Below are 23,274 nucleotides of genomic sequence, written 5' to 3'. Positions count from 1 at the left end.
CGCCAGATGACCGAGAAAACAGACATGACCCGGCCTGTCCTTGTGGATCAGCAGGCCCTTGCCCGCCACCGCGCCCGCGCGCGGTTGGACCGGGCCGGTTTCCTGCATGATGAAGCCCGCTTCGAGCTTCAGGAAAGACTGCTCGATGTTAACAGGTCGTTTACAGATCCGGCAGTCATAACCCCATTTCCCGACCTGTGGCGGGATTTTCTGCCCAAGGCACGGCTGGTGCGGGATGCAGAGGTGCTGGATCTGGCGCCGGGGGCGCATGATCTGGTGTGTCACGTCATGGGGCTGCATTGGGCCGAAGACCCGGTGGGTCAATTGGTTCAATGCCGCCGCGCCTTGCGGCCCGATGGGTTGTTGATGGTGGTGATGTTGGGCGGCGAGACTCTGAGCGAACTGCGCGCCGTCCTGGCACAGGCGGAAACCGAAGTTATGGGGGGCCTGTCCCCGCGTGTCGCCCCGATGGGCGAAATCCGTGACCTTGGCGGTTTGCTTGGCCGGGCGGGGCTGTCGCTGCCCGTGGCCGACCGTCTGCCGCGCCGGGTGACCTATCAGACGATGTTTCACCTGCTGCGTGACCTTCGCGCCATGGGCGAGACAAATGCCCTGGCCGCCCGCCACAGGGCCCCGCCGCCGCGCGCCCTGTTTGCCCGCGCGGCCCAGATCTACGCCGAAAACTACCCCGCCGAGGATGGGCGGATCGCGGCGAGCTTCGAACTGGTCTTCCTGACGGGTTGGAGCCCGCATGAAAGCCAGCAAAAACCCCTGCGCCCCGGATCGGCTGCCGCCCGACTGGCCGAAGCGCTAAACACCACCGAATTCGATGACACAGCCCGGCCCCTTCCGGACGCAACGAAAAGAAGCCAGGAATGACCCAAGCACTGCCGCACGCCCCCGCAGATCACCCGCCCGTCAAATTCGGCAAGATCGGGGTTCTGCTCGCCAATCTCGGCACGCCGGACGATTACAGCTATTGGCCGATGCGCCGGTACCTGAATGAATTTCTGTCCGACCGGCGCGTCATCGACTACCCGGCGTGGAAATGGCAGCCGATCCTGCAAGGGATCATCCTGACCAAGCGTCCGTTCAGTTCCGGCGCGGCCTACAAGTCGATCTGGAACCACGACAAGGGCGAAAGCCCGCTGATGACCATCACCAAGGACCAGACCGCCAAGATGGTGGCCGCGATGAAGGACCGCCACGGCGACCGTGTGATGGTGGATTTCTGCATGCGCTACGGCAACCCGTCGACCAAATCGAAGGTGCGTGCCATGGTCGAGGCCGGATGTGACAAGATCCTGTTCGTGCCGCTTTATCCGCACTATGCCGGCGCGACGTCCGCCACGGCGAATGACCAGTTCTTCCGCGCGTTGATGGAAGAGGCGTGGCAGCCGTCTGTCCGCACTCTGCCAGCCTATTTCAACCACCCCGCCTATGTCGATGCGCTGGCGCAGTCGGTGGAACGCGCCTATGGCGCGATGGACACCAAGCCGGATGTGCTGGTCGCGTCCTACCACGGGATGCCCGAACGTTACCTGATGCAGGGCGACCCCTATCATTGCCAGTGCCAGAAAACGACGCGCCTGCTGCGCGAACGGTTGGGCTGGGACAAAAGCCAGATTGTCACGACCTTCCAGTCGAAATTCGGCCCCGAGGAATGGCTGAAACCCTACACGGTGGAAGAGGTCGCGCGGCTGGCCGAAGCCGGAAAAAAGCGCATTGCCGTCATCGCGCCCGCCTTTAGCGCCGACTGCATCGAAACGCTGGAAGAGATCAACGAAGAGATCAAGGAAAGCTTCGAGGACGCGGGCGGCGAGGAGTTCACTTACATTCCCTGCCTCAATGACGAGGCGGCGCATATCGCCGCGCTGGCGGATGTGATCGACGAGAATCTTGGCGGGTGGATTTGACGACAGCCGATTTCGCCGCCTTCGGCGGCGATCCGTGCGAGGGGCGCTGCCCCTCGCGCTCCCCGGAGTATTTTCACAAAGAAGAAGGGATCAGATCAGGAACTGGGCCAGAACTTCATCGTCCGTGATGTCGCGATAGGCAAAGCCGCGCTGCTCCATCCGGGTGAAGAGGGCATCGAAATCCCCGGCCTCGCGGGCCTCGATCCCGATCAGGACCGACCCGAAATTGCGAGCGGATTTCTTGAGGTATTCGAATCGGGCGATGTCGTCACCGGGGCCGAGCAGGCCGAGGAAATCCTTGAGCGCACCGGGGCGCTGCGGCAAACGCAGGATGAAATATTTCTTGAGGCCCTGAAACCGCATCGCGCGTTCCTTGACCTCGGGCAAACGCTCGAAATCGAAATTGCCGCCCGAGGTGACGCAGACCACGGTCTGCCCGCGCAGGGCGGCGCCCAGATCCTGCAACGCGTCAATGGCGAGCGCACCCGCCGGTTCCAGCACGATCCCCTCGACATTCAGCATCTCGGAGATGGTCACGCAGATGCGGTTTTCCGGCGCGGCCAGCACGTCGCCCGGATCGGTGCTGGCGAGCACCTCGAACGGGGCGGCCCCGATGCGGGCCACGGCGGCCCCGTCGACGAAATTGTCCACCGTCGGCAGCGTCACAGGATGCCCGGCCTTGAGCGCGGCGGCGAGGCTGGCACCGCCCAACGGCTCGACCAGCTTGACGCGGGTGCCCACGCCCTCGGCCTTGAGGTAGGACAGGATGCCCGACGACAGCCCGCCCCCGCCTACGGGCAGGATCAGGCGGTCGGGCGCGTAGCCCAACTGTTCCATCATCTCGACCGCGACCGAGGCCTGCCCTTCCATCACGTCCGGGTCATCGAAGGGCGACAGGAACGCGCCGCCGGATGCCTTGCAATAGTCCTGCGCGGCGGCCAGCGTGTCGTCAAAATAGTCGCCGACCAGATGGATGTCGATCGCATCACCGCCAAAGGCCCGCGTCTTGTCGATCTTCTGGCGCGGCGTCGTGACCGGCATGAAGATCGAGCCGCGCACCCCGAAATGACGGCAGACGAAGGCCACGCCCTGCGCGTGGTTGCCCGCGCTTGCACAGACGAAAAGCGTACGCTCGGGGTCTTCTGCCAAACGCTTGGTCATCGCGTTGAAGGCGCCGCGGATCTTGTAGCTGCGCACCGGCGACAGGTCTTCGCGTTTCAGCCAGATATCGGCGCCGTAGCGCTCGGACAGGAACGCGTTGCGCAACAGCGGCGTCGCCGGAAACAGTGCCCGCATCGCCTCGGCGGCGGCGCGGGCCTTGTCAGCGAAATCTGTCATGCTGGTGTCCTTTCGGAGGGGCTCAGCTCAGCTGTCGGCCTTCGATCTGGGTGCCGAAGAGCGTTGTCATCAGCGACAGGTTCAGCAGCACCTGCAACCAGTAAAGGATCGCCAACGGGATCATGGCGAGCGCACTGCCCGCGAAGAGCGCGGCGACGATCTGGTTGGCGACGGTGACGGCCACCGCAATGAAAAAGAGCGGCACCAGCAGATCGCCCGAGACGGGCTTGGTCGCTTCCCAGCTTTCGCGGATGGTCATCGGGCGGCCAAGCGCCGCGGCGGGCAGGATCAGCCCGATCCGGGTAATCACCCAGGACAGGCCCATGGTCCACGCGGCCGCGACAAGTGTCAGCAGCACCATGGAGCGAACGGCAAACATCACCATCCCGAGGGCAAACATCGACAACAGGGCAATCAGGAAGACGACGATCCCGATCAGGATCGCCCGACCGATATAGGACATGACCAGCGGTCCGTGCCATTGCGGCAAGATCCCGTTCCCATATTCTTCAAGCAGGATAAAACGATGCCAGCCGACTGCGGCCCAGCAATAGGTGACAGCGCTGACCACGATGCCAGCCAAAACCACGAGGAAGGCCGTCCCGGCATTCACATTGGGCATGGTCGCGGGGTCCATGGTGCCGGTGTTCTGCATACCGCCCATCGAGCCCATGCCGCTCATATCCAGGCCGGCATTCAGGAAATAGAGCAGCATCAGGGCCATGGGCAGAAAGGTCAGCAGCAAGGTCAGCCGCGCGGCCTGCCCAAGATTGCCAAAGACCTGACGCACGACATGGCGCAGCATTCGATACCCGTAGTCCATTGTCTCAACTCCGCTTGTCTTGCTTCCCCCCTGAAAACCCGGTATCGCCGCCCCGGTCAATCGAATTCCCGGAGATTTCGCTCATGTCTGCGCCAAAGAAAGTCGTTCTCGCCTATTCCGGCGGTCTCGATACCTCGATCATCCTCAAGTGGTTGCAGACGGAATATGGCTGCGAAGTGGTGACCTTCACCGCCGATCTGGGCCAGGGCGAGGAACTGGAACCGGCGCGCGAAAAGGCGATCATGCTGGGGATCAAGCCGGAAAACATCTATATCGAGGATGTGCGCGAGGAATTTGTCCGCGACTTCGTCAATCCGATGTTCCGCGCCAACGCGCAGTACGAAGGGCTGTATTTGCTCGGCACCTCGATCGCTCGGCCGCTGATTTCCAAGCGCCTGATCGAAATCGCCGAAGAAACCGGCGCCGATGCAGTGGCGCATGGCGCGACCGGCAAGGGCAATGACCAGGTGCGCTTCGAACTGTCGGCCTATGCGCTGAACCCCGATATCAAGGTGATCGCGCCGTGGCGGGAATGGGACCTGACCAGCCGCACCAAGCTGCTGGACTTCGCCGAGAAGAACCAGATCCCGATCGCCAAGGACAAGCGCGGCGAGGCACCGTTCTCGGTCGATGCGAACCTTCTGCACACCTCGTCCGAGGGCAAGGTTCTGGAAGACCCGGCCATCGACGCGCCCGACTACGTCTATCAGCGCACGGTTCACCCCGAGGATGCCCCGAACGAACCCGAATACGTCGAGATCGGGTTTGACAAGGGCGACGCCGTGTCCATCAACGGTCAGGCCGTGACCCCGGCCGAGATGCTGACCAAGCTGAATGAACTCGGTGGCAAACATGGCTGTGGGCGGCTCGATCTGGTCGAGGGGCGTTTTGTCGGCATGAAGTCGCGCGGCATCTATGAAACGCCGGGTGGCACCCTGCTGCTGGAGGCGCATCGCGGCATTGAGTCGATCACCATGGACCGCGGTGCGATGCACCTGAAGGACCAGCTGATGCCGCAATATGCGGAGCTGATCTATAACGGTTTCTGGTACAGCCCCGAACGCGAGATGTTGCAAGCGGCCATCGACAAGTCGCAAGAACATGTGACCGGCACCGTCCGGCTGAAGCTTTACAAAGGTCTGGCGCGCTGCGTCGGTCGCTGGTCCGATCACTCGCTCTATTCCGAAGAGCATGTGACGTTCGAGGATGACGCCGGAGCCTACGATCAAAAGGACGCGGCGGGCTTTATCCAGCTTCAGGCCCTGCGCCTGCGCCTGATCGCGATGCGGAACCGCCGCCTGAAAGGCTGAAGCTCCTGCAACGTCACCGTTGCCCGAATGACCGGACCCGCCCAAAACTTGGGCGGGTTTTTCATTTGGGGACGGGCATGGCGCTTGACGATATCGCGGATCGCATCCGTGCGGGGCTGACCGGGCGGGGCTTTGATGGCTCGCTGAAATTCGATTGCGGCGAAGACGGCGTGATCGTGCTGGCTGACGGCACCGCGACGACCGAGGATCGCGCGACCGACTGCACCTTGTCGCTGAGCCGGGACAATCTGGTGAACCTTCTGGCGGGTAGGCTGAACCCGATGACGGGTCTGATGATGGGCAAGCTCAAGGTCGCTGGCAATCCGGCCGTGGCAATGAAGCTGAGCCAGTTGCTCAAGGGGTGATCAGCGCTCGCGCAGAAACTGCTCGTCCGTCAGCACACGGGCCAGACGGTCGGCGGTGAAATCCACCTGCACGATCCGCCGTGTCAGGTTCTCTCCTTCGACCCTGCGAAAGCTAAAGCCTGTTTCGCTGACATTGCCCCGTTCCATCATCCAGCGCCCGATAGATCGCATCAGCCCTTTGTAGGGCGCGATCAGGTCGATGATCCACATCCGTTCGCCCGACCGCCAGTCTTCTGGTGCGAGCGGCTCGCCTGTGATCAGCTTTTCCTCGGCGGCGGCATTCAGATACGCCCATGTGAACATGCCGCGCGGCACCTCGTCGAAGCGGAACAGGCGGTATTGGCCAAGCTCCACCGCCGGTTCCAGATAGGTGCGCAGCACGCCCATGGGCATGGGCGCGTGGCGTGGACTGCGAAACGCAAGAAACAGCATGTCGCCATAGACGCGCAGCGTGTCGGGCGAGGGCATCTCGCTTGGCGGCATTGTCCGCCCGGTCATGTCTTGTCCGGTCATGTCTGGTCCACGGTCAGAACACGCGCTTCCCAATGGCGCAGGGAGGGGCGGGCCGAGGGGCCGAAGCCTTTGTCCGAGCAGAGATCAGGGAAGAGGGACAGCAATTCAGCGCGCACCTGTTCGTCGAAGGCGGACAGGGTATGATCGCCGGGAAAGAAGCTCTCGGTCGGGGCACCTTCGGTAAAGATGACCTCGTGCGTGTCGAACAGCAGGTGAAAATACTCCACCTCGTCCACGTCGTGGGCCAGTGTGATGGTGCGGTCGTTGAGCAGGCTTTTCGCCGGCACCAGAACTTGAGGTTCCGCGAACAGCAATTCGGTTCGCCAGTCGGTCAGGTAAATCCGATGCTGTGGCGAGACCAGCAGATCGCGAGACGGGGTTTTGGCGCCAAGCGCCCCCTTGCCGATGCGCACAGGCCGCAGGCTGGGATCTTGGTCTAGATCGTCGGCCGTGACCCGGCGCGCCCCGATCCAACGGACGGGTCTGGCGGGCCCGTCTAGCGTGGCCACCAGATCGCCAACCGCAATATCTTGGACCGGACGCGGCCCGTTCGGCGTGTCGATCATCGTGCCGCGCGCGACGCAGACGAGGACCGTAATTTCCACGGTGTCGGTATTCGAGAAAAACCCGTTCGATCCGGTGACGGTGAATGACACAACCTGATCCGAGTTCGAGGCAATCACAGCCCCGCGGTCAACAAGGAAGGTGTATTCCCCGGTGGAACTATTGGTGACAAGCGTGCCGAAGCCGGGATTGCTGAGGCCCGAGAAACTGTAGCCGCCGGGTGCCTCGCCGCTGCTGCCGCCACTGGTGGGACCGGCGTCGAAATCGCCGGTGACCATGGTCGCGCCGGGGTCCGTGAGGTCAAGCGTCTGGGTCCACAGGCTGGGGCCGCCGGTGGTCGCGCCGGACACTTCGTTGATATTGTAACCCATGACTGTCTACTGCTCGTTGTGCCGTTTTGGCACGTATTGGTTGGCGCTTTTATACATGGACTGCCACGGTATTTCCACGATTTCATATCGCGGCCCGCAGGTATCTGGAGGCAGGGCATGAAACAGGCCCGCGCCGGAGCGCGAGCCTGGAACGGATCAATCTGTTGGGCTGGGTCTTTCGGCGGAACGTTTCACCGACTGGCTATTTCAGTGTGTGGGCGCGCAGATCCCGGTAGAAGGGCATCGCTTCCGAGGCCAGATCGGCCATCGCGCCCTCCAACGCGGGCAGGGGGGCCTCGGCGCCAGCGAAACCGGTGCTGTTCCAGACCGCGCCATACCAATGGCTGGCCCAGATCCCGTCATCCTTGTGGCCACCTGCGGGCCATGTCAGCATCTGTTCGGAAAACGGCAAGCCTATGGAATTGCAAAGCTTTTCCAGCATGTCGCCAGGGTTGTCTCGGATGTCGTGGCTGTCGATCACCACGGCGTTCCCGCCTGTGGCGCGCACCTCGTGGAACAACTCGGCCTGCTGACGAAAGCCGATATCGTCCAGTGTCGGGTTTTCGCGCTTGGCGGCATAGCTGGCCACGACCCGCGCAGGGTGGCGGATGAGGAACACATTGACCGCGCTTTGCATCCAGTCGCGGGGCACGCCCTCGATCATGTGCTGGGTCATATGCTTTTGATAATAGTGATCTTTTCCGTCCGGGTTCGGTCCCGCCAAGGCCTGTGCAACAAGTTCCGGGTCCTGCGGTTGCGCGGTCAGAATTTCGCGGCGCATCGGGTGATCGAGGCCCGTTTTCGCAAGGTAGGCCGCGTAAAAAGGTTCATCCACCACGGCGCAATCGGGGCGGTTCCCGAAGGCATACATCATCGCCGTCGACAGATTTCGTGGCCCGGACCACATCGCGATTTTCATGGATCACCCTCCGTACACCCCACGTACACCCCCTGTGCACCCCCCGTACAGACAGAGCGGCGGTTTTGGCGGCGGCAAGCTTGTTCAAGCTCTCGTGACCTCACACGGTCTTGCGTTGAAATTCAATCCGCAGCGCGCGAGAAAAACGGCACAGAACAGGAGCTTTGCCATGATGACCTTTCGCCATGCCGGAACCCTGAAGATTGCCGCCCTGAGTTGTGCGATCCTGCTAGGGGCCGTGGTTCAGGGGCTGCCGCCAGTCGGCAAGTCAGACGGCGTTGCCACCGAAATCGACGTGCCCCGGATCATGCCGGCCGTGATGTCAGATGAGGCAGCGCCAAAACCGCAGGCCCGAATCCTCGTGATTCCGAGAGTGATGGTGCGCCATCCGGTGCCGGTTCCGTTTTTCCTGCCGCCGATCCAGCACCACCGCGTGATCGTGGTCCCGCATCACCAGAGCGACCCGCAACAGCATGGGCAGCAGCGGGTCCAGCCCGAGCATCATGTGCCGGGTGTCGCGATCTGATTCTCCCGGCGGCTGCCGATGATCAGAGGAAATACATCGCGTTGTTGCGAATGACGGTTTCCAGCGCAAAGACCCCGAGGATCACCACCAACGGCGCAAGGTCCAGCCCGCCCATGTCGGGCAGGATGCGCCGGATCGGGCGGTAGAGCGGGGCGAGCAGTTGATTCAGCCCGTACCAGATCTGCGCAACCAGTTGCTGGTGCATGTTGAGGACGCCGAAATTGATCAGCCAGCTCATGATCACATGGGCAATGACGACGAATTTCACGACGCTGATCAGCATCAGCAGGATTTGGAACAGAGAGATCATGGAGGGGCCTCGGCTGGATTGGGTCCGCCCTGAGGTATGTGGTGCGTCCCCCGATGGCAAGAGAGTGACGCCACGAAGCCCTTGACGCGCACGTCACGTCGCGGTGAGTGGGCCGCGTTTTCCAAGCTTTGGGGCCTTCGATGTATCCCGTCATCCGCATGTTCTACCAATTGGCCGTGACCCGGACCGCGCCAGCGCTGCCCCTGACCGGCACCCATGTCAGCCGCCATCGCTGCTGGCCGTGGGACATCGACCTGTGGATGGAGTTGAACAATGGGCGCACGCTGACCTTCTATGATCTGGGCCGTATACCGCTGGCCCGCCGCACCGGGCTGGTGGATGTGCTCAAGCGCAAGCGGTGGGGGCTGACGATGGCCGGGGCCTCGGTGCGTTACCGGGCCCGCATTCGCACCTTCGAGGTGGTCGAGATGCGCAGCCGCGCCGTGGGCTGGGACGACAAGTTCATCTATCTCGAACAGTCGATGTGGAAGGGCGAAACCTGTTGCAACCAGATCGTCTATCGCTCGGCCGTGATCAGCCGCGACGGGATCGTGCCCCCGGCCAAGCTGTTGCAAGAAATGGGGCTGTCGCTGGACGCGCCGGACATGCCGCGCTGGATTCAGGCGTGGATCGAGGCCGAAGCGGAACGTCCCTGGCCGCCGGAAGGCTGAGCCGCATTTGGCATCGCTTGGACCCGGACGCACCTGTCACCCCCGCGCACGCTGATGTCCCGGCAAGGTCAGCCAGCGAGGGCCCCGCTTTCGCCGGGATGACAGTTCTGTGGCCGCCGGTCTTTTCCATTGCCAAATGCCTGCAATCCCTCAATTCTGCCTGTGGGCGACAGCGAGAGGCAGGCCATGGCGGATATCTCACGGGCGACGGCAGCCATCACACCGAAAAAACGCATCTGGGGCTGGTTTTTCTTTGACTGGGCCAGCCAGCCTTACAACACGCTGATGCTGACCTTTATCTTCGGTCCCTATTTCGGACAGACCGCCGCTGAAGCGCTGATCGCTGGCGGCATGGAAGAAAGCGCGGCGCGGGCCGAGGCGCAGGCGCTGTGGGGCTATGGCCTGACCATCGCAGGTTTGCTGATCGCCATTCTCGCCCCAATTCTGGGCAGCGTGGCAGACAGTTCCGGGCGGCGTATGCCATGGGTCTGGCTGTTCTCGGCGCTTTACGTGATCGGGGCATGGGGCTGCTGGTATACCGCGCCGCAGGATTTTTCGGTCACGTGGGCATTGGTGTTTTTCGGAATTGGCCTGATCGGGATGGAGTTCGCCACGATCTTTACCAATTCCTACCTGCCGACGCTTGGCCCCAAGGAAGAGCTTGGGCGCATTTCCGGTTCGGGCTGGGGTTTCGGCTATGTCGGCGGCGTTCTGGCTCTGGTCATCATGTTGATGCTGTTCCAGGCCGGGGATGGCGGAACGACGATGGCCGGGCTGCGGCCGCTTCTGGGCCTCGATCCCGCGACGGGGGCCGATACCCGCGTGGTCGGACCGCTGACGGCGATCTGGTACGTGGTGTTCATGATCCCCTTCTTCCTGTGGGTGAAGGACGGCCCGCCGCCGCCCGGTGCCCACTACCGCGTGGGACAGGGGCTGAACGACCTGTGGCGGACCATTCGTGGATTGCCCAAGCATCCCAGCCTGCTGGCCTATCTGGGCAGTTCGATGTTCTACCGCGATGCGCTGAACGGAATGTATACCTTTGGCGGGATCTATGCGCTTGGGGTTCTGGGATGGTCGATCATGGAGGTCGGAATTTTCGGCATTCTCGCGGCCATTTCCGGGGCTGTTTTTGCATGGGTTGGCGGGCGGGCCGACCGGCGGTTCGGGCCGATGCCGGTGATCGTGACCTGCTGCGTGGTGCTGATCGCCACGGCCTGCCTGATCGTCGGGCTGGGGCCGCAATCGGTCTTTGGCGTGCCATTGGCGGAAGGCTCGAGCCTGCCGGATCAACTGTTTTACGTGGCCGGGCTGCTGATCGGGGCGGCGGGTGGCGCGCTGCAATCGGCCAGCCGCAACATGCTGACCAAGCAGGGAAATCAAGAGCGGATGACCGAGGCGTTCGGTCTTTACGCGCTGTCGGGCAAGGCGACGACCTTTATCGCGCCGTGGCTGATCGCGGTGACCACCGACCTGACCAACAACCAAAGGATTGGGGTTAGCCCCCTTATCCTGCTATTCTCGTTGGGATTGATCCTTTTGATCTGGGTGAAACCGAACGGAGAGTCGTCTTGATGGTCTTGCGCGCTGCGGTTGTGGGTCTTCTGGTGCTGGCCTTGGCGGGCTGCGCATCGGACGACGTGGTCGAAATGGCCGACAACCCGCAGATCACCGTCAGCCACATGAACGAGACCCCGGCGCGGCAGCTTTTCGGACATCGGACCGAACCGACCGCAGGGCGCCCGCGATCCTATGGCAGCTATGCGCGGGGGTGCCTGCAAGCGGGGGCACAACTGCCGGAAACCGGCCCCACGTGGCAGGCGATGCGGCTGAGCCGCAACCGCAACTGGGCACATCCCGAGATGATCGACTTCGTGCAGGATCTGTCGCGCTTTGCGGCGACCATGCCGGGGTGGGAGGGGCTCTATGTCGGGGATATGAGCCAGCCGCGCGGCGGCCCGATGCTGACCGGCCATGCCAGCCACCAGCTGGGGCTGGATGCCGATATCTGGATGCTGCCCGCCACCGACCTGACACTGACGCGGGCCGAGCGGGAAAGCCTGTCGTCGATCTCGACCCGGCGCGCGGGCGGCGCTTATGTGGGGGAGGCCTGGACCGCACAACACTGGCAGTTGATCCGGCACGCCGCGAGTGACCCGCGTGTCGCCCGCATCTTCGTTTTTCCCGGTGCCAAGGTCTGGATGTGCGAGCACGAGACCGGCGACCGGTCTTACCTGCGTCAGATCCGGCCCTGGTATGGGCATCACTACCATTTCCACGTGCGGCTGACCTGCCCGAACGGCAATGACGATTGCGTCAATCAGGTCGCGCCGCCCCCCGGCGACGGCTGCGAGGAAGCCCGCCAGTGGCAGCGCAACATCCTGAACCCGCCGCCACCCCAACCAGACCCGAACCGGCCCGCGCCGGTGCGCGGCGAAATCATGATGGATGACCTTCCAGCCCAATGTATCAACGTATTGCTTGGCGCACGCTGATCGTGGCGCTGGCGGTCGTGGCCTCGGCCCCTGCGGGGGCTGATGCGCCGCGCCTGCTGGGGGCTTATGCGATCCAGCCCGATCACCCGATGTTGGGCGGCCTGTCGGCGGTGGAAATCATCGGGGGCGGTCAGGGCTTTGCCGCGCTGTCCGATCGCGGGGCGCTGATCCGGGGGCGTCTGTCCCGAAATGACGCAGGTGCGGTGTCAGGGCTGGCCCTGTCCTCTGTCGAGATGCTGACGGCCCGCACCGGCGAGCGCGGCGCTCGGGGCGCGCGCGACAGCGAGGGGCTTGCGATTGCACGGGACGGACGGTTGTTCATTTCCTACGAGGGCGATCACAGGGTGGCGCTGCACCGGGATGGGCGAGACACGATCCTGCCACGGGCCGAGGGGTTCGCGGCACTGGCGCCCAATGCCTCGCTCGAAGGGTTGGCGGTGGCGGATGATGGCACGCTTTACGCCTTTCCCGAGGACTGGCAGGCGGGCGAGGACGATTTCCCCGTCTTCCGCTATCGGAATGGCCGGTGGGATACCGACCTGACCGTGCCGCGCCGGGGGAATTACCTGCTGGTCGGGGCCGATTTCGACGATCGCGGGCGGCTTTATCTGCTGGAGCGCAGCTTCAGTTTTCTCTTCGGGTTTTCCGACCGTATCCGGCGCTTTTCCATTGGGACCGAGGATCTGACAGATGAGGAAACCGTGCTGGAAACCGGAGCGGGCCGGTTTTCCAACCTTGAGGGGCTGAGCATCTGGCGCGATGGGCGCGGGCGGCTGATCGCCAGCATGGTCTCGGACGACAATTTCAGCCCGTTCCTGCCGACGCAACTGGTGGAATTCGTGCTGGAGTAGGGGGCGGCTTTGACGGGCGGGCGCTCGTCCGGCGCCCAAGGCCGCTATTCGGGCGGACACAAGCCTGTGCCCGGTTGGTCACCGTCCCGGAATATCGCCGCGCTTGCCGTGCTCTGTCCAGCCGTCGATCACCTCGACCGCCTCTTCCGCCGTTTCGACGAACCGGAAGAGCTTGAGGTCGTCAGGCGAGATGGTGCCGGCGTCGGCCAGCGCCTCCCAGTTGATGATCTTTTCCCAGAAGGCCCGCCCAAACAGCAGGAACGGCACCTGCCGCATCCGTCCGGTCTGGATCAGGGTCAGGCTTTCGAACATCTCGTCCAGCGTGCCGAATCCACCGGGGAAGACGCAGACCGCCGCGGCGCGCATCAGGAAATGCATCTTGCGAATGGCGAAGTAGTGGAAATTGAAGCACAGGTCGGGCGTGACGTATTCGTTTGGGGCCTGTTCATGCGGCAGGACGATGTTCAGGCCGATCGACACGCCGCCCGCATCCGCCGCGCCACGGCTGCCCGCCTCCATCACGCCGGGGCCGCCGCCGGTGGTGATCACGAAATCATGCCGTCCGTTCTTCAGGCTGCGCTCGGTCATGATGCGGGCGAATTTTCGCGCCTCGTCATAGTAGTGCGACAGGCCGCGCAGGGTTTCGCTGCGGGCGTTGTCCACCTTGGACGGTTCGGGAATACGCGCGCCACCGAACATCACGACGGTCGATTCGATGCCGTATTCGTCCATGACCATTTGCGGTTTGAGCAGTTCGAGCTGTAGCCGCACGGGCCGCAATTCATCGCGGCACATAAAGGCGTCATCGGTGAAAGCCAGCCGGTAGGCCGGGGCGCGGGTCTGCGGCGTGTCGGGCACATGACGTGCCGTTTCGATATCGGTATGGGCGTCGCGGAACCCTTTGCCCTGCGCGTCGTCGGTCATGTGCCAGTCCTCGTTGCCTGCCTGCTTTGGCCAGACGCTACCCGTCCGCCCCGGCAGAGGAAAGGCGCGAAATCGGCCAAGGCGTTTTTGGCAATTGAGACAAGGCCCCCGGTTCGCTATAGCCCCCGGAACCAAAGTTTTCGGAGGGACCCATGTCCAACGCACAGCTTGAAGCCGCTATTGAGGCCGCGTGGGAGACCCGCGACCAGATATCCCCGTCGACCGGGGGCGAAACCCGTGAGGCCATCGAGAACACGCTGAACGCGCTCGATAGCGGGCAGTTGCGCGTCGCCGAACGGCAGACGGATGGCCAGTGGCACGTGAACCAGTGGGCCAAGAAGGCGGTTCTGCTCGGATTTCGCATCAAGGACATGGAAATCCACGACAACGGCCCGCAAGGCGGCGGCTGGTGGGACAAGGTGGACAGCAAGTTCAAAGGCTGGGGCGACAATCAGTGGAAGGCCGCCGGTTTTCGCGCCGTGCCGAACTGCGTTGTCCGCAAGTCGGCCTATATCGCGCCCGGCGTGGTGCTGATGCCGTCCTTCGTCAATCTTGGCGCCTATGTGGATGAGGGCACCATGGTCGACACATGGGCCACCGTGGGCAGCTGCGCCCAGATCGGCAAGGGCGTGCACCTGTCGGGCGGTGTCGGCATCGGTGGGGTTCTGGAACCGATGCAGGCGGGTCCGACCATCATCGAGGACAACTGCTTTATCGGCGCGCGGTCTGAAGTGGTCGAGGGGTGCATCGTGCGCGAAGGGTCTGTTCTTGGCATGGGCGTCTATATTGGCAAGTCCACCAAGATCGTGGACCGCGAGACCGGCGACGTGACCTATGGCGAAGTGCCGCCCTATTCGGTGGTGGTTTCTGGGTCGATGCCGTCCAAGAACGGGATCAACCTCTATTGCGCCGTCATCGTGAAGCGCGTGGATGCGCAGACCCGGTCCAAGACCGGCATCAACGAGTTGCTGCGCGACTGATCCACAGTCTTGATGCGGATGCCCCGACCTTGGGGCACCCGCGTTGAAACCTGGCACCAATCCTGTGACAATCGTGCTAGCATCACCGCGCACGACCACAAAGGAGCAGGACGATGGCTGGAATGGGATGGATCACGGCGATAATCGTCGGCGGGCTGGCCGGTTGGGCGGCGGCGACCTTCATGGGCGCGCGGACCGGGCTGATCGCCAATATCGCCCTCGGGATTGTCGGGGCGATCATCGCCAATTTCGTTCTGCGGCTGGTCGGGATTTTCCCTGCCCCGACGCTGATCGCGCAGGGGCTGGTCGGCTTTGGCGGCGCCTGTGTTCTGATCTGGGGCGCGCGGGCCTTGCAGGGGCGATGACGTTTCCCGCCGCCGCGTGGGTCTTGTGCCCGAAAGGCGGCCCCAGCCCCTTTCCGAGAGACAGGGACCGCGTCTGTTCAGGCGGTCAGCGTTGCGACATCGGGCAGGTGTTGAGGCCCAGGATCCGGTAGAGCGGGCAGAACCCCACAAACCCGGTCACCAGCGGCACCAGACCGATCCAGCCCCAATTCGTCTGGGGGCCGACGAAGACGAGTGCGATCAGCACGATCCCGGCGATGATACGCAAGGCGCGGTCGATAGTTCCTTCGTTGCGGGGCATGTTAAATTCCTTTCACCATGCAAACTATTGATGAAGCATACCGTGCCGCGTGCCCCCTGGCTGTGACCTGAGTCACATAGCTTGGGCCCTTCGCTTCAGACAGCGGCTTGACCGGCGGGGCCGCGCCCGCTACGGCCCGGCCATGGCGAAGGAAAAGAAACAGCAGCAGGTCTATACGCTTGTGGTCGAGGTCGGTCGCAAGTCCGGCGACGGGTTGCCCAAGGGCGCGACCGGCGCGGCGCTGATGATCTACGCCTCTGGCGTGGACGAGGCCGAAGCCGTGCGCGAGACCGTGGCGATCCTGAAACAGGCGGATATGGCGCCCCTGGACGTACAGGGCTATGGCACGCTCGACGAACGCCGCGCCATGGGCCACGAGGTTGGCGACGACGAGATCGGATTGATGCAGCGCGCCGCCGCGGAAAATTCGGTCATCGTGGCGCAGATGACGCCGTTTTTTGGCGACGACAAGGGCTGAGGCACGGCAATTTCCTGAACGGTGGCCTTGCGGCTATTTTTCCGCGCGGGGTTCGCATCACCCGGCCATTCTTTCTGGCAGGCCGGGGCGTGTCGCGTTCATCCGCAATCACGCCCCCCGGCCTAACCTATTGATGTCGCATGTCCGAGAAGCGCAAAATCGGTTCCCACTTGTGTCCGACACGTTCTAACGCGCCGCCGCCTCAGGCCGCCCACCCCTCGCGCACCAGCGCCGCCGCCTCATAGCTCCGCAACGCAGGCCGCGCCGAGGCGCTGTAGCCCGCACCTGTCGCGGGGTCCAGCTCCGGAAACAGCGCGCACAGTTCGTCGCGCACGGCGTCGTCGAAACCAGAGAGCGTGACCGGTCCGGGGTGGAAGCTCTCGGTTTGCAGGCCTTCGGACCAGATGATCTGATGTTCGTCGAAGAGCAGGTGGAAATAGTCGACTGTCCCGCCCTCGCGGATGCGAATCGAGCAGTCGTTGACCAGATCCTTGGCGGCGACCAGCACCTCGTCCTCTCCGAACAGAAGCTCGGCCATGTGATGGCGCACCAAGACCCTGTGCTGCGGCGAGAGCACCAGCGTTTCGTGCAACCCCATGGTGCCGCGCTCGATCACCACCGGGGCGAAGCGGCCCGTCGCGGGCACGGTGCGGTGGCCGATCCAGCGGATCGGTTGCAGGCCGTTGTCGCGGGTCTCTATCAGATCGCCGACGCGGAGCGACTCGACCGCCACATCGCCCCGGTCGGTGCGAATGTGGGTGCCGGACGCGAAACAGGGGATCGAGGTGATCGAGACAAAAGCCGTGTCGGTGATGCCGGTGCTGCTGTCTTCCGCGGTGTAGGAGAAGTTGAAGCCTTCCGGGGCCGTCAGTCCGCCGTAGCCCGCAGGGGGCGCGGCCGACAGGGTGCCGTCGGCCTCCAGCGTGATTTCGAACCCGTTGTTGAGGGTCACGGTATCGCCCGCCGCGACCGCCTGCCCGTTGATATGGGTCACGCTCATGGTGCCCGGCCCATTGTCATTCGCGGTAACGTCGATATGGGCGGTCTGGCCTTCGTAAACGGTTTCGGCGTCGTCTGCGGCGATGACCGTGGATTGAATCGAGTCGCCCGCGATCAGGATGGCGGAGTCGTAATTGCTGTCGCCGACATCCGCGATGCCAAGCCGGATGTTGTTGGTCTGGCCTGCGTTCACCGACATGGTGACCGAAAGGGTCACGGTGTATCCGTCCATCTCGGTGTTGGCGACGTCGCCGGTATTGTCGATATAGAGTGTCTCGTTGGCGCTGTTGTTCACATTGTTGATCTGCGCGATTTCGAACACGGGCGAGGCGACCTCTTGCCCGTTGATCCAGATCCCCACGGCGTCGTTGAAGATCGACCCGACATATTCGGGGTATTCTTCGGATGCGAAGGTGAACTGGATCGTCATCTGGTCATTGTCGGGGACGAAATCCACGTCAAGGATCGCGGCGTCGTAGGTCCACGTCCCTGCCAGATTGTTGAAGCCGCTGTCGTAGTTGACCCCTTTGGTATTGGTCGAGGTGCTGGCGCTGACATTGGGGTCGCCCGATGAATTGGTGAAATCGCGCACCCGGCCCGTCGACAGGATCACGCCCGTGTCCGATGGGGTCGCGTCGGGCGACGTGGTGTCGCCCCCCGTCCAGATACCGGATGCATTGCGATCGCCGAAATACGCTGCATTGGTGACCTGCACACCATCGCCGAAGATGGCGTTTGCCATCTCGGTGGCGCTGGCGCGTGAATCGATCGTAAGCTCGCTTGCCGAAACTGGCATTGCCCTTGTGCCCCACTCGTTTGGCGGGCGTTCCGGCACGGATTGAGCGACCGAACTCGCGGTCGCACGTCCTGCGCTTGCCCTGCCTTTTGTTTTTGTTGTGTCAAAAGATAGCCGAAAACCGGGCATGGGTTAAGCGAAAAGGCTTGCCCGGCAGAGGGTTGAGTCCAATGGGCCACAGGGCTATCGCAAGGAAACCCCCGTTTCAGGAAAGGCCCGCCGATGACCGACCCGCAGAAACTGACCGCCGACCTTGTGCGCTGCCCTTCGGTCACACCGGAAGAAGGCGGCGCGCTGACGCTGCTGGATCGGGTTCTTGGCGATGCGGGGTTCTCCTGCACGCGGGTGGATCGTGGCGGAGTGTGCAACCTGTTCGCCCGGTGGGGCGGCAAGGGCCATGCACGGACCTTCGGCTTCAACGGGCATACCGATGTCGTGCCCGTCGGGGACGAGGCCGCATGGACCCACCCGCCCTTTGGCGCCGAAGAGGCTGAGGGGTGGCTTTATGGCCGGGGCGCGACCGACATGAAATCGGGGGTGGCGGCCTTTGCCGCGGCGGCCATCGACCTGGTGCAAGAATCCCCGCCCGATGGCGCGGTCGTCCTGACCATCACCGGCGATGAAGAGGGCGTGTCCACAGACGGCACCATCGCGCTGCTTGACTGGATGAAGGACGCGGGAGAACAGATGAGCGTCTGCATCGTCGGCGAACCCACCTGCCCGGAAACCATCGGCGACATGATCAAGATCGGGCGGCGCGGCTCGATGTCGGCGTGGTTCACGGTCAGGGGCAAACAGGGCCATTCGGCCTATCTGCACAAGGTGCTGAACCCCCTGCCAGCCGTGGCGCTGCTGGCGCACCGGCTGTCGGCGCATGTGCTGGACGAGGGCACGGACCATTTCGACCCGTCCACCTGTGCGGTGACGACCATCGACACGGGCAATTCCGCCACCAACGTGATCCCGGCGGAAACCCGGATGACGGTGAACCTGCGCTTCAACGACCTGCACACCGGCGCCAGCCTGACGGAGTGGCTGCGGGCCGAAGCGGACAAGGTGGAAAGGGAAACCGGCGTTCGGATCGGGATGGCGGTAAAAATTTCGGGCGAGGCCTTTCTGACCCCGCCCGGCGCGCTGTCCGACCTGGTGAGCCGAGCTGTCACGGCGGAAACCGGACTGGTGCCCGATTTGTCGACGACCGGGGGCACGTCGGACGCGCGGTTCGTCAAATCGCACTGCCCGGTGGTGGAGTTCGGGTTGGTCGGCCACCGGATGCACCAGGTGGATGAACGGGTGTGGATCGACGATATCCACGCCCTGAAGCGCATCTACGGTCGCATCCTGCGAGACTATTTCGCCGCCCGATAATCCGCATGACGCCCGCGCGTGCCCGTGTTACGCCGGGGATATGAGCAAGATCCCCTCCAAAGACCAGATCCTCGCCTGGATTTCCGACAATCCGGGCCAGACCGCCAAGCGCGATATCGCGCGCGCCTTCGGAATCAAGGGGGCCGAGCGGATCGACCTCAAGCGGGTGCTGAAAGAGCTGGAGGCCGAAGGCCATCTGGAAAAGCGCAAGAAGACCTATCGCGACCCGGACAAGCTGCCGCCCGTTTCGGTGCTGCAAGTGCTGCCGCCGGACGATCTGGGCGATCTGTTCTGTCGCCCGCTTGAATGGCACGGCGAAGGGCCGGAGCCGCGTGTCTTGTTCAGCGCCCGCGCGACGGACCCCGCGATTGGCGAGGGCGATCGAATTCTGGCGCGGCTGCAAGAGGTCACGGGCGAGGACCACCAGTATATTGCCCGGCTGATCCGGCGGATCGGCACCAACCCCAAGAAGATCCTCGGCATCTTTCGCAAGGCGACCGAGGGCGGGCGCATCCTGCCCATCGACAAGGGGTCGGACAAGGAATGGAGCGTTGCCGCTGACGCCACCCATGGGGCAAAGGATGGCGAGTTGGTCGAGGCCGAACAGGCCGGGCCCAAGGGCCGGATGGGCCTGCAACGTGCCCGGATCATCGAGCGTCTTGGCGACCCCGGCGCACCCAAGGCCGTTTCGCTGATCGCGATCCATGAACACGGTATTCCCGACGATTTCCCCGATGCGGTGATCGAAGAGGCCGACCGCGCCAAACCGGCGGGCCTGGCGGGGCGCGAAGACCTGCGCGACATCCCGCTGCTGACCATCGACCCGGTGGACGCGCGCGACCGCGACGACGCCTGCCATGCCCACCCCGATGAAGACCCTAAAAACCCCGGCGGCCATGTGATCTGGATCGCCATCGCCGATGTGGCCCATTACGTGCGCCCCGGTTCGGCGCTGGACCGCGAGGCGCGAAAGCGCGGCAACTCTACCTATTTCCCCGACCGGGTCGTGCCGATGCTGCCCGACCGGCTGTCGGGCGACCTGTGTTCCCTGCACGAAAACGTGCCACGCGCCTGCATGGCGGTGCGCATGGTGATCGACGCCGAGGGCAACAAGATCGGCCACACCTTCGTGCGCGGACTGATGCGCTCGGTCGCTTCGCTGAACTATCAAGAGGTGCAGTCTGGCATGGACGGGCACCCGACCGACAAGGTCGCGCCGCTGATCGAGCCTGTGATCAAGCCACTCTTCGCCGCCTATGCGGCCCTGAAGGCTGCGCGCCAACGGCGGCAGCCGCTGGACCTCGACCTGCCCGAACGCCAGATCATCATCAACGATGCGGGCAAGGTGGAGTCGGTCCGCTTCAAGGATCGGCTTGAGGCGCACAAGCTGATCGAGGAATTCATGGTGCTGGCCAATGTCGCCGCGGCCGAAGACCTGATCCGCCTGAAAACACCGCTCCTGTTCCGGGTGCACGAGGAACCAAACGCTGACAAGATCGCCGCGCTGCGCGAAACGGCGCAGGCCAGCGGCTTCAACCTTGCCAAGGGGCAGGTGCTGCAAACCCGGCATCTGAACAGCCTGCTGGCCGCCGCCGAGGGGACGGAGTTCGACGAGCTGATCAACATGTCGACCCTGCGGGCGATGACACAGGCCTACTATAGCCCCCAGAATTTCGGCCATTTCGGTTTGGCGCTGAAAGCCTATGCGCATTTCACCTCGCCGATCCGTCGCTATTCAGACCTGATCGTGCACCGGGCGCTGATCGCGGCGTATGGCTGGGGCAAGTATGGCCTCAGCCCCGAGGAAATCGAGCGTCTCGAAGACACGGCCAAGCATATCTCGGACACCGAGCGCCGCTCGATGGTGGCCGAGCGCGATACGACCGACCGCTATCTGGCGGCCTACCTGTCTGAACGGGTGGGCGATGAGTTCACTGGCCGGGTCAGCGGCATTGCCCGCTTCGGCGCCTTCGTCAAACTGGATGAAACCGGGGCCGATGGCCTGCTGCCGATGCGCGCGCTTGGACGGGAGTATTTTCACTACGATGCAGACAGCCAGACCCTGATGGGGGCCGACACCGGCACGCTGATCGGCATCGGGCAGCGTGTGGTTGTCAAGCTGGCCGAGGCGGTGCCCGTCACCGGTGGCATGACGCTGGAACTGCTGGAGATCGAAGGCGCCCCCGTGAAACGCGGCCCCGGCCACCGCCGTGGCGCATCGCCCCGCCGCAAGGCCGGTCAGGCGCGGGCCAAGAGCGCGAAGGTCAAGAAGAAGCTGCAACGCAAGCGGCGCTGACACCGTTAAGCAAACCTCAACCAAGCCTGGGGCAATGTTCCGGCAAGGCTCCGCCGACCTCTGCGCCGCCGCTTCTGCCGGGGCGTGGGACGCGCTATATTGGGTCCAACCAAAAGGGCAGGTGCAGGACATGCGAACAGGGATCAGACAGCTTGTGGGTGTGGGGGTGGCATTGCTGGCCACCGGGGCCTCGGCCAACACCGCCCTATCGCTCCGGCCCTTGCCGCGGCCGCCCATCACCGCCTCGTCAGACCCGACAGAGCGTGCCGTGATCGTGTCGATACGTCCGGCGATGCGGCAGGGCACCGCCCCGCTGGTGACACGGGCCGAGGCGACGCCAGTCAGCACCTCGGGCTTTTCCACCTGGATGACCGAATTTTCCCGCCGCGCCCGCGCCGCCGGTATCCGGCAAGCCACGCTTGACCGGGCTTTTGCCGGGATCAGCCTCAACCAACGCGTGATCGAGCGCGATCAGAACCAGGCAGAGTTCTCGCGCACCCTATGGGATTACCTCGACAGCGCCGCGTCCGACACGCGTGTCGCCAATGGGCGTGCCGCATTGCGAGAGCATCGGGCCACTCTTGCCCGCATCGAACGGCGCTACGGGGTCGAGGCCGAGATCGTCACCGCGATCTGGGGGCTGGAAAGCGCCTATGGCACCTTCCGGGGCGAGGTTCCGATCATCGAGGCGATGGCGACGCTGGCCTATGAAGGCCGCCGTCAGGAGTTCTTCGAAGCGCAGTTGATTGCAGCGTTGCGGATCGTGCAGGCCGGCGATACCGACCCGGCCCATTTGCGCGGCTCGTGGGCGGGGGCCATGGGCCATACCCAGTTCATGCCCACCAGTTTCCTTGCCCATGCCGTGGATTTCACCGGCGACGGGCGGCGCGATATCTGGGGGGACGACCCCACCGATGCGCTGGCCTCGACCGCGCGCTACCTGTCCGAGAATGGCTGGACCCATGGCCAGCCCTGGGCGTTGGAGGTGACCCTGCCCTCCGGGTTCGATTTCAGCCAGAGCGGCGAGACCGTGCGCCACGCCGCCGCCCACTGGAACGCCATGGGCGTGCGTCTGGCGGATGGCGGACGTATTCCCGATCACGGACCAAGCTCGATCCTGCTGCCCGCCGGGCATCGTGGGGTGGCCTTGGTGATCTACGAGAATTTTCACGTCATCGAGACTTATAACCCCGCCGATGCCTATGTGATCGGCGTTGGCCATCTTGCCGACCGCATTGCCGGTGCAGCCGAATTTCGTGGCGGCTGGCCCCGAGAAGACCGCGCCCTGTCCAATGACGAACGGTTCGAATTGCAGCGGCGCCTGACGGCGGCCGGGTTCTCGACCCGCCGGGTCGACGGCATTATCGGCCCGCTCACCATTCAGGCGGTGCGAGAGTATCAGTCATCCGAAGGGCTGGTGCCGGACGGCTACGCCTCCGAGACGCTGTTGCGCCGGTTGCGGCGCGGCTGAGTCCGCGGCGCTTTCCACGAATCACGGTCCCACAAACCGAAGCGAGTCGGGTTTTCCCGCTCGCTGTCGATTCCCCAGGGCTCTCAAAGCGTGATTTTCACACGATATGGGGTGTTATCTGCTGGGGTGTGGGTCGGATGGGGTGTTACCGTTTCAGCGATGCGGTGTGGGTCTGGCAGGCGCCGCCCGGTCCAGTGCCGAGAGAGGGGGAGTCGACCGATACAGGCAATGCTTTGTCTTTGCGACATATTTCCTGCCCCGGTTATCCGATAACACGGCATCGCACCTTCGTTTGTTTCTCACACGAAGTCGATGTTATCGCCTTTCCGCCCGCCGATATTGCCT

At 63.7% G+C, this 23,274-nt stretch carries 24 protein-coding genes; 15 read left to right on the top strand and 9 right to left on the bottom strand.

What is annotated here, in order from left to right; translation table 11 throughout:
* Window positions 1–6 precede the first annotated feature (6 nt).
* Both BKY27_RS18075 and hemH read left to right on the top strand, forming a co-directional pair.
* Complete coding sequence (locus BKY27_RS18075) at window positions 7–879, top strand: methyltransferase domain-containing protein (protein WP_407668426.1); 873 nt, start codon at window positions 7–9, stop codon at window positions 877–879.
* A complete protein-coding gene (hemH, locus tag BKY27_RS18070) occupies window positions 876–1,916 on the top strand; it encodes a ferrochelatase (protein ID WP_071675863.1) in 1,041 nt (346 codons plus the stop codon). Before BKY27_RS18075 ends, hemH begins: the two co-directional genes overlap by 4 nt.
* Window positions 1,917–2,006: 90 nt before the next feature.
* Here hemH and ilvA read toward each other — a convergent pair whose 3' ends face one another.
* Window positions 2,007–3,254, bottom strand: coding sequence for a threonine ammonia-lyase IlvA (gene ilvA / locus BKY27_RS18065; protein ID WP_071675862.1), 1,248 nt, complete (start codon window positions 3,252–3,254; stop codon window positions 2,007–2,009).
* A gap of 22 nt (window positions 3,255–3,276) precedes the next feature.
* Window positions 3,277–4,077, bottom strand: coding sequence for a hypothetical protein (locus BKY27_RS18060; protein ID WP_146636296.1), 801 nt, complete (start codon window positions 4,075–4,077; stop codon window positions 3,277–3,279).
* Window positions 4,078–4,160: 83 nt separating this feature from the next.
* On the opposite strand from BKY27_RS18060, the gene BKY27_RS18055 reads away from it, so the two are divergent.
* Window positions 4,161–5,387, top strand: a complete 1,227-nt coding sequence (locus tag BKY27_RS18055; protein ID WP_071675860.1) for an argininosuccinate synthase — start codon at window positions 4,161–4,163, stop codon at window positions 5,385–5,387.
* 77 nt (window positions 5,388–5,464) lie between these two features.
* The gene (locus BKY27_RS18050) at window positions 5,465–5,752 is read left to right on the top strand and encodes an SCP2 sterol-binding domain-containing protein (RefSeq protein WP_071675859.1); all 288 of its coding nucleotides are present in this window, start codon (window positions 5,465–5,467) and stop codon (window positions 5,750–5,752) included.
* Here the strand turns inward: BKY27_RS18050 and BKY27_RS18045 are convergent, their stop codons facing one another.
* The 3 genes from BKY27_RS18045 to BKY27_RS18035 form a co-directional block, all read right to left on the bottom strand.
* Window positions 5,753–6,265 (bottom strand): toxin-activating lysine-acyltransferase, encoded by a 513-nt coding sequence (locus BKY27_RS18045; RefSeq protein WP_084668029.1) that lies wholly within the window; start codon window positions 6,263–6,265, stop codon window positions 5,753–5,755.
* Window positions 6,262–7,200, bottom strand: coding sequence for a Hint domain-containing protein (locus BKY27_RS18040; protein WP_084668028.1), 939 nt, complete (start codon window positions 7,198–7,200; stop codon window positions 6,262–6,264). Before BKY27_RS18040 ends, BKY27_RS18045 begins: the two co-directional genes overlap by 4 nt.
* 202 nt (window positions 7,201–7,402) lie before the next feature.
* Entirely contained in the window at window positions 7,403–8,119 is a 717-nt protein-coding gene (locus BKY27_RS18035; RefSeq protein WP_071675857.1) for a sulfotransferase-like domain-containing protein, read from the bottom strand.
* Window positions 8,120–8,288: 169 nt separating this feature from the next.
* On the opposite strand from BKY27_RS18035, the gene BKY27_RS18030 reads away from it, so the two are divergent.
* Window positions 8,289–8,645, top strand: a complete 357-nt coding sequence (locus tag BKY27_RS18030; protein ID WP_071675856.1) for a hypothetical protein — start codon at window positions 8,289–8,291, stop codon at window positions 8,643–8,645.
* A 22-nt stretch (window positions 8,646–8,667) separates the two neighbouring features.
* Here BKY27_RS18030 and BKY27_RS18025 read toward each other — a convergent pair whose 3' ends face one another.
* Window positions 8,668–8,955: a YggT family protein gene (locus BKY27_RS18025; RefSeq protein ID WP_071675855.1), complete on the bottom strand. Its 288-nt coding sequence runs from the start codon at window positions 8,953–8,955 to the stop codon at window positions 8,668–8,670.
* Window positions 8,956–9,095: 140 nt separating this feature from the next.
* Between BKY27_RS18025 and BKY27_RS18020 the strand changes: the two genes are divergently transcribed.
* From BKY27_RS18020 to BKY27_RS18005, 4 genes are all read left to right on the top strand, one after another.
* Window positions 9,096–9,626, top strand: coding sequence for an acyl-CoA thioesterase (locus BKY27_RS18020; RefSeq protein WP_071675854.1), 531 nt, complete (start codon window positions 9,096–9,098; stop codon window positions 9,624–9,626).
* 186 nt (window positions 9,627–9,812) lie between these two features.
* Window positions 9,813–11,201 carry an MFS transporter gene (locus BKY27_RS18015; RefSeq protein ID WP_071675853.1) on the top strand — a complete coding sequence of 463 codons (1,389 nt, stop codon included), beginning with the start codon at window positions 9,813–9,815 and terminating at the stop codon, window positions 11,199–11,201.
* The gene (gene mepA / locus BKY27_RS18010) at window positions 11,201–12,121 is read left to right on the top strand and encodes a penicillin-insensitive murein endopeptidase (protein ID WP_071675852.1); all 921 of its coding nucleotides are present in this window, start codon (window positions 11,201–11,203) and stop codon (window positions 12,119–12,121) included. Before BKY27_RS18015 ends, mepA begins: the two co-directional genes overlap by 1 nt.
* Complete coding sequence (locus BKY27_RS18005; RefSeq protein ID WP_071675851.1) at window positions 12,091–12,972, top strand: esterase-like activity of phytase family protein; 882 nt, start codon at window positions 12,091–12,093, stop codon at window positions 12,970–12,972. Before mepA ends, BKY27_RS18005 begins: the two co-directional genes overlap by 31 nt.
* Before the next feature lie 78 nt (window positions 12,973–13,050).
* Here the strand turns inward: BKY27_RS18005 and BKY27_RS18000 are convergent, their stop codons facing one another.
* Complete coding sequence (locus BKY27_RS18000; RefSeq protein WP_071675850.1) at window positions 13,051–13,896, bottom strand: LOG family protein; 846 nt, start codon at window positions 13,894–13,896, stop codon at window positions 13,051–13,053.
* Between the two features lie 152 nt (window positions 13,897–14,048).
* On the opposite strand from BKY27_RS18000, the gene dapD reads away from it, so the two are divergent.
* Together dapD and BKY27_RS17990 are read left to right on the top strand one after the other, a co-directional pair.
* Window positions 14,049–14,876: a 2,3,4,5-tetrahydropyridine-2,6-dicarboxylate N-succinyltransferase gene (gene dapD, locus BKY27_RS17995; RefSeq protein WP_071675849.1), complete on the top strand. Its 828-nt coding sequence runs from the start codon at window positions 14,049–14,051 to the stop codon at window positions 14,874–14,876.
* Between the two features lie 113 nt (window positions 14,877–14,989).
* A complete protein-coding gene (locus BKY27_RS17990) occupies window positions 14,990–15,241 on the top strand; it encodes a GlsB/YeaQ/YmgE family stress response membrane protein (protein WP_071675848.1) in 252 nt (83 codons plus the stop codon).
* 85 nt (window positions 15,242–15,326) lie between these two features.
* Here BKY27_RS17990 and BKY27_RS17985 read toward each other — a convergent pair whose 3' ends face one another.
* On the bottom strand, window positions 15,327–15,521 hold the full coding sequence (locus BKY27_RS17985; protein WP_071675847.1) for a YgaP family membrane protein: 195 nt from the start codon (window positions 15,519–15,521) through the stop codon (window positions 15,327–15,329).
* A gap of 142 nt (window positions 15,522–15,663) precedes the next feature.
* On the opposite strand from BKY27_RS17985, the gene BKY27_RS17980 reads away from it, so the two are divergent.
* Window positions 15,664–15,999, top strand: a complete 336-nt coding sequence (locus BKY27_RS17980; RefSeq protein WP_071675846.1) for a hypothetical protein — start codon at window positions 15,664–15,666, stop codon at window positions 15,997–15,999.
* 202 nt (window positions 16,000–16,201) lie between these two features.
* On the opposite strand, the gene BKY27_RS17975 is transcribed toward BKY27_RS17980, so the two are convergent.
* On the bottom strand, window positions 16,202–17,740 hold the full coding sequence (locus tag BKY27_RS17975; protein WP_233491891.1) for a Hint domain-containing protein: 1,539 nt from the start codon (window positions 17,738–17,740) through the stop codon (window positions 16,202–16,204).
* A gap of 276 nt (window positions 17,741–18,016) precedes the next feature.
* Here BKY27_RS17975 and dapE point away from each other — a divergent pair, with 276 nt between their 5' ends.
* The 3 genes from dapE to BKY27_RS17960 all read left to right on the top strand — a co-directional run bounded on the left by dapE (window position 18,017) and on the right by BKY27_RS17960 (window position 22,929).
* The gene (dapE, locus tag BKY27_RS17970) at window positions 18,017–19,162 is read left to right on the top strand and encodes a succinyl-diaminopimelate desuccinylase (protein ID WP_071675844.1); all 1,146 of its coding nucleotides are present in this window, start codon (window positions 18,017–18,019) and stop codon (window positions 19,160–19,162) included.
* 40 nt (window positions 19,163–19,202) lie between these two features.
* A complete protein-coding gene (gene rnr / locus BKY27_RS17965; protein ID WP_071675843.1) occupies window positions 19,203–21,458 on the top strand; it encodes a ribonuclease R in 2,256 nt (751 codons plus the stop codon).
* Between the two features lie 130 nt (window positions 21,459–21,588).
* Window positions 21,589–22,929, top strand: coding sequence for a lytic murein transglycosylase (locus tag BKY27_RS17960; protein WP_071675842.1), 1,341 nt, complete (start codon window positions 21,589–21,591; stop codon window positions 22,927–22,929).
* Window positions 22,930–23,274: the final 345 nt, after the last annotated feature.

Origin of the sequence: Nioella nitratireducens, from assembly GCF_001879715.1 — a bacterium.
Lineage (GTDB): Bacteria > Pseudomonadota > Alphaproteobacteria > Rhodobacterales > Rhodobacteraceae > Nioella > Nioella nitratireducens.
This window is presented reverse-complemented; position numbering and strand designations above follow the sequence as displayed.

Bases quoted from the DNA above. Each gene is read 5' to 3' on its own strand.
- BKY27_RS17960 (WP_071675842.1), top strand. From the start codon at position 21,589: ATGCGAACAGGGATCAGACAGCTTGTGGGTGTGGGGGTGGCATTGCTG.
- BKY27_RS18000 (WP_071675850.1), bottom strand. From the start codon at position 13,896: ATGACCGACGACGCGCAGGGCAAAGGGTTCCGCGACGCCCATACCGAT.
- BKY27_RS17975 (WP_233491891.1), bottom strand. From the start codon at position 17,740: ATGGCAAACGCCATCTTCGGCGATGGTGTGCAGGTCACCAATGCAGCG.
- BKY27_RS18055 (WP_071675860.1), top strand. From the start codon at position 4,161: ATGTCTGCGCCAAAGAAAGTCGTTCTCGCCTATTCCGGCGGTCTCGAT.
- BKY27_RS18005 (WP_071675851.1), top strand. From the start codon at position 12,091: ATGTATCAACGTATTGCTTGGCGCACGCTGATCGTGGCGCTGGCGGTC.
- ilvA (WP_071675862.1), bottom strand. From the start codon at position 3,254: ATGACAGATTTCGCTGACAAGGCCCGCGCCGCCGCCGAGGCGATGCGG.
- BKY27_RS18025 (WP_071675855.1), bottom strand. From the start codon at position 8,955: ATGATCTCTCTGTTCCAAATCCTGCTGATGCTGATCAGCGTCGTGAAA.
- BKY27_RS18020 (WP_071675854.1), top strand. From the start codon at position 9,096: ATGTATCCCGTCATCCGCATGTTCTACCAATTGGCCGTGACCCGGACC.
- BKY27_RS18060 (WP_146636296.1), bottom strand. From the start codon at position 4,077: ATGGACTACGGGTATCGAATGCTGCGCCATGTCGTGCGTCAGGTCTTT.
- BKY27_RS17980 (WP_071675846.1), top strand. From the start codon at position 15,664: ATGGCGAAGGAAAAGAAACAGCAGCAGGTCTATACGCTTGTGGTCGAG.
- mepA (WP_071675852.1), top strand. From the start codon at position 11,201: ATGGTCTTGCGCGCTGCGGTTGTGGGTCTTCTGGTGCTGGCCTTGGCG.
- dapE (WP_071675844.1), top strand. From the start codon at position 18,017: ATGACCGACCCGCAGAAACTGACCGCCGACCTTGTGCGCTGCCCTTCG.
- BKY27_RS18050 (WP_071675859.1), top strand. From the start codon at position 5,465: ATGGCGCTTGACGATATCGCGGATCGCATCCGTGCGGGGCTGACCGGG.
- BKY27_RS18045 (WP_084668029.1), bottom strand. From the start codon at position 6,265: ATGACCGGACAAGACATGACCGGGCGGACAATGCCGCCAAGCGAGATG.
- BKY27_RS18015 (WP_071675853.1), top strand. From the start codon at position 9,813: ATGGCGGATATCTCACGGGCGACGGCAGCCATCACACCGAAAAAACGC.
- BKY27_RS18075 (WP_407668426.1), top strand. From the start codon at position 7: ATGACCGAGAAAACAGACATGACCCGGCCTGTCCTTGTGGATCAGCAG.
- BKY27_RS18035 (WP_071675857.1), bottom strand. From the start codon at position 8,119: ATGAAAATCGCGATGTGGTCCGGGCCACGAAATCTGTCGACGGCGATG.
- BKY27_RS18040 (WP_084668028.1), bottom strand. From the start codon at position 7,200: ATGGGTTACAATATCAACGAAGTGTCCGGCGCGACCACCGGCGGCCCC.
- dapD (WP_071675849.1), top strand. From the start codon at position 14,049: ATGTCCAACGCACAGCTTGAAGCCGCTATTGAGGCCGCGTGGGAGACC.
- hemH (WP_071675863.1), top strand. From the start codon at position 876: ATGACCCAAGCACTGCCGCACGCCCCCGCAGATCACCCGCCCGTCAAA.
- BKY27_RS18030 (WP_071675856.1), top strand. From the start codon at position 8,289: ATGATGACCTTTCGCCATGCCGGAACCCTGAAGATTGCCGCCCTGAGT.
- rnr (WP_071675843.1), top strand. From the start codon at position 19,203: ATGAGCAAGATCCCCTCCAAAGACCAGATCCTCGCCTGGATTTCCGAC.
- BKY27_RS17990 (WP_071675848.1), top strand. From the start codon at position 14,990: ATGGCTGGAATGGGATGGATCACGGCGATAATCGTCGGCGGGCTGGCC.
- BKY27_RS17985 (WP_071675847.1), bottom strand. From the start codon at position 15,521: ATGCCCCGCAACGAAGGAACTATCGACCGCGCCTTGCGTATCATCGCC.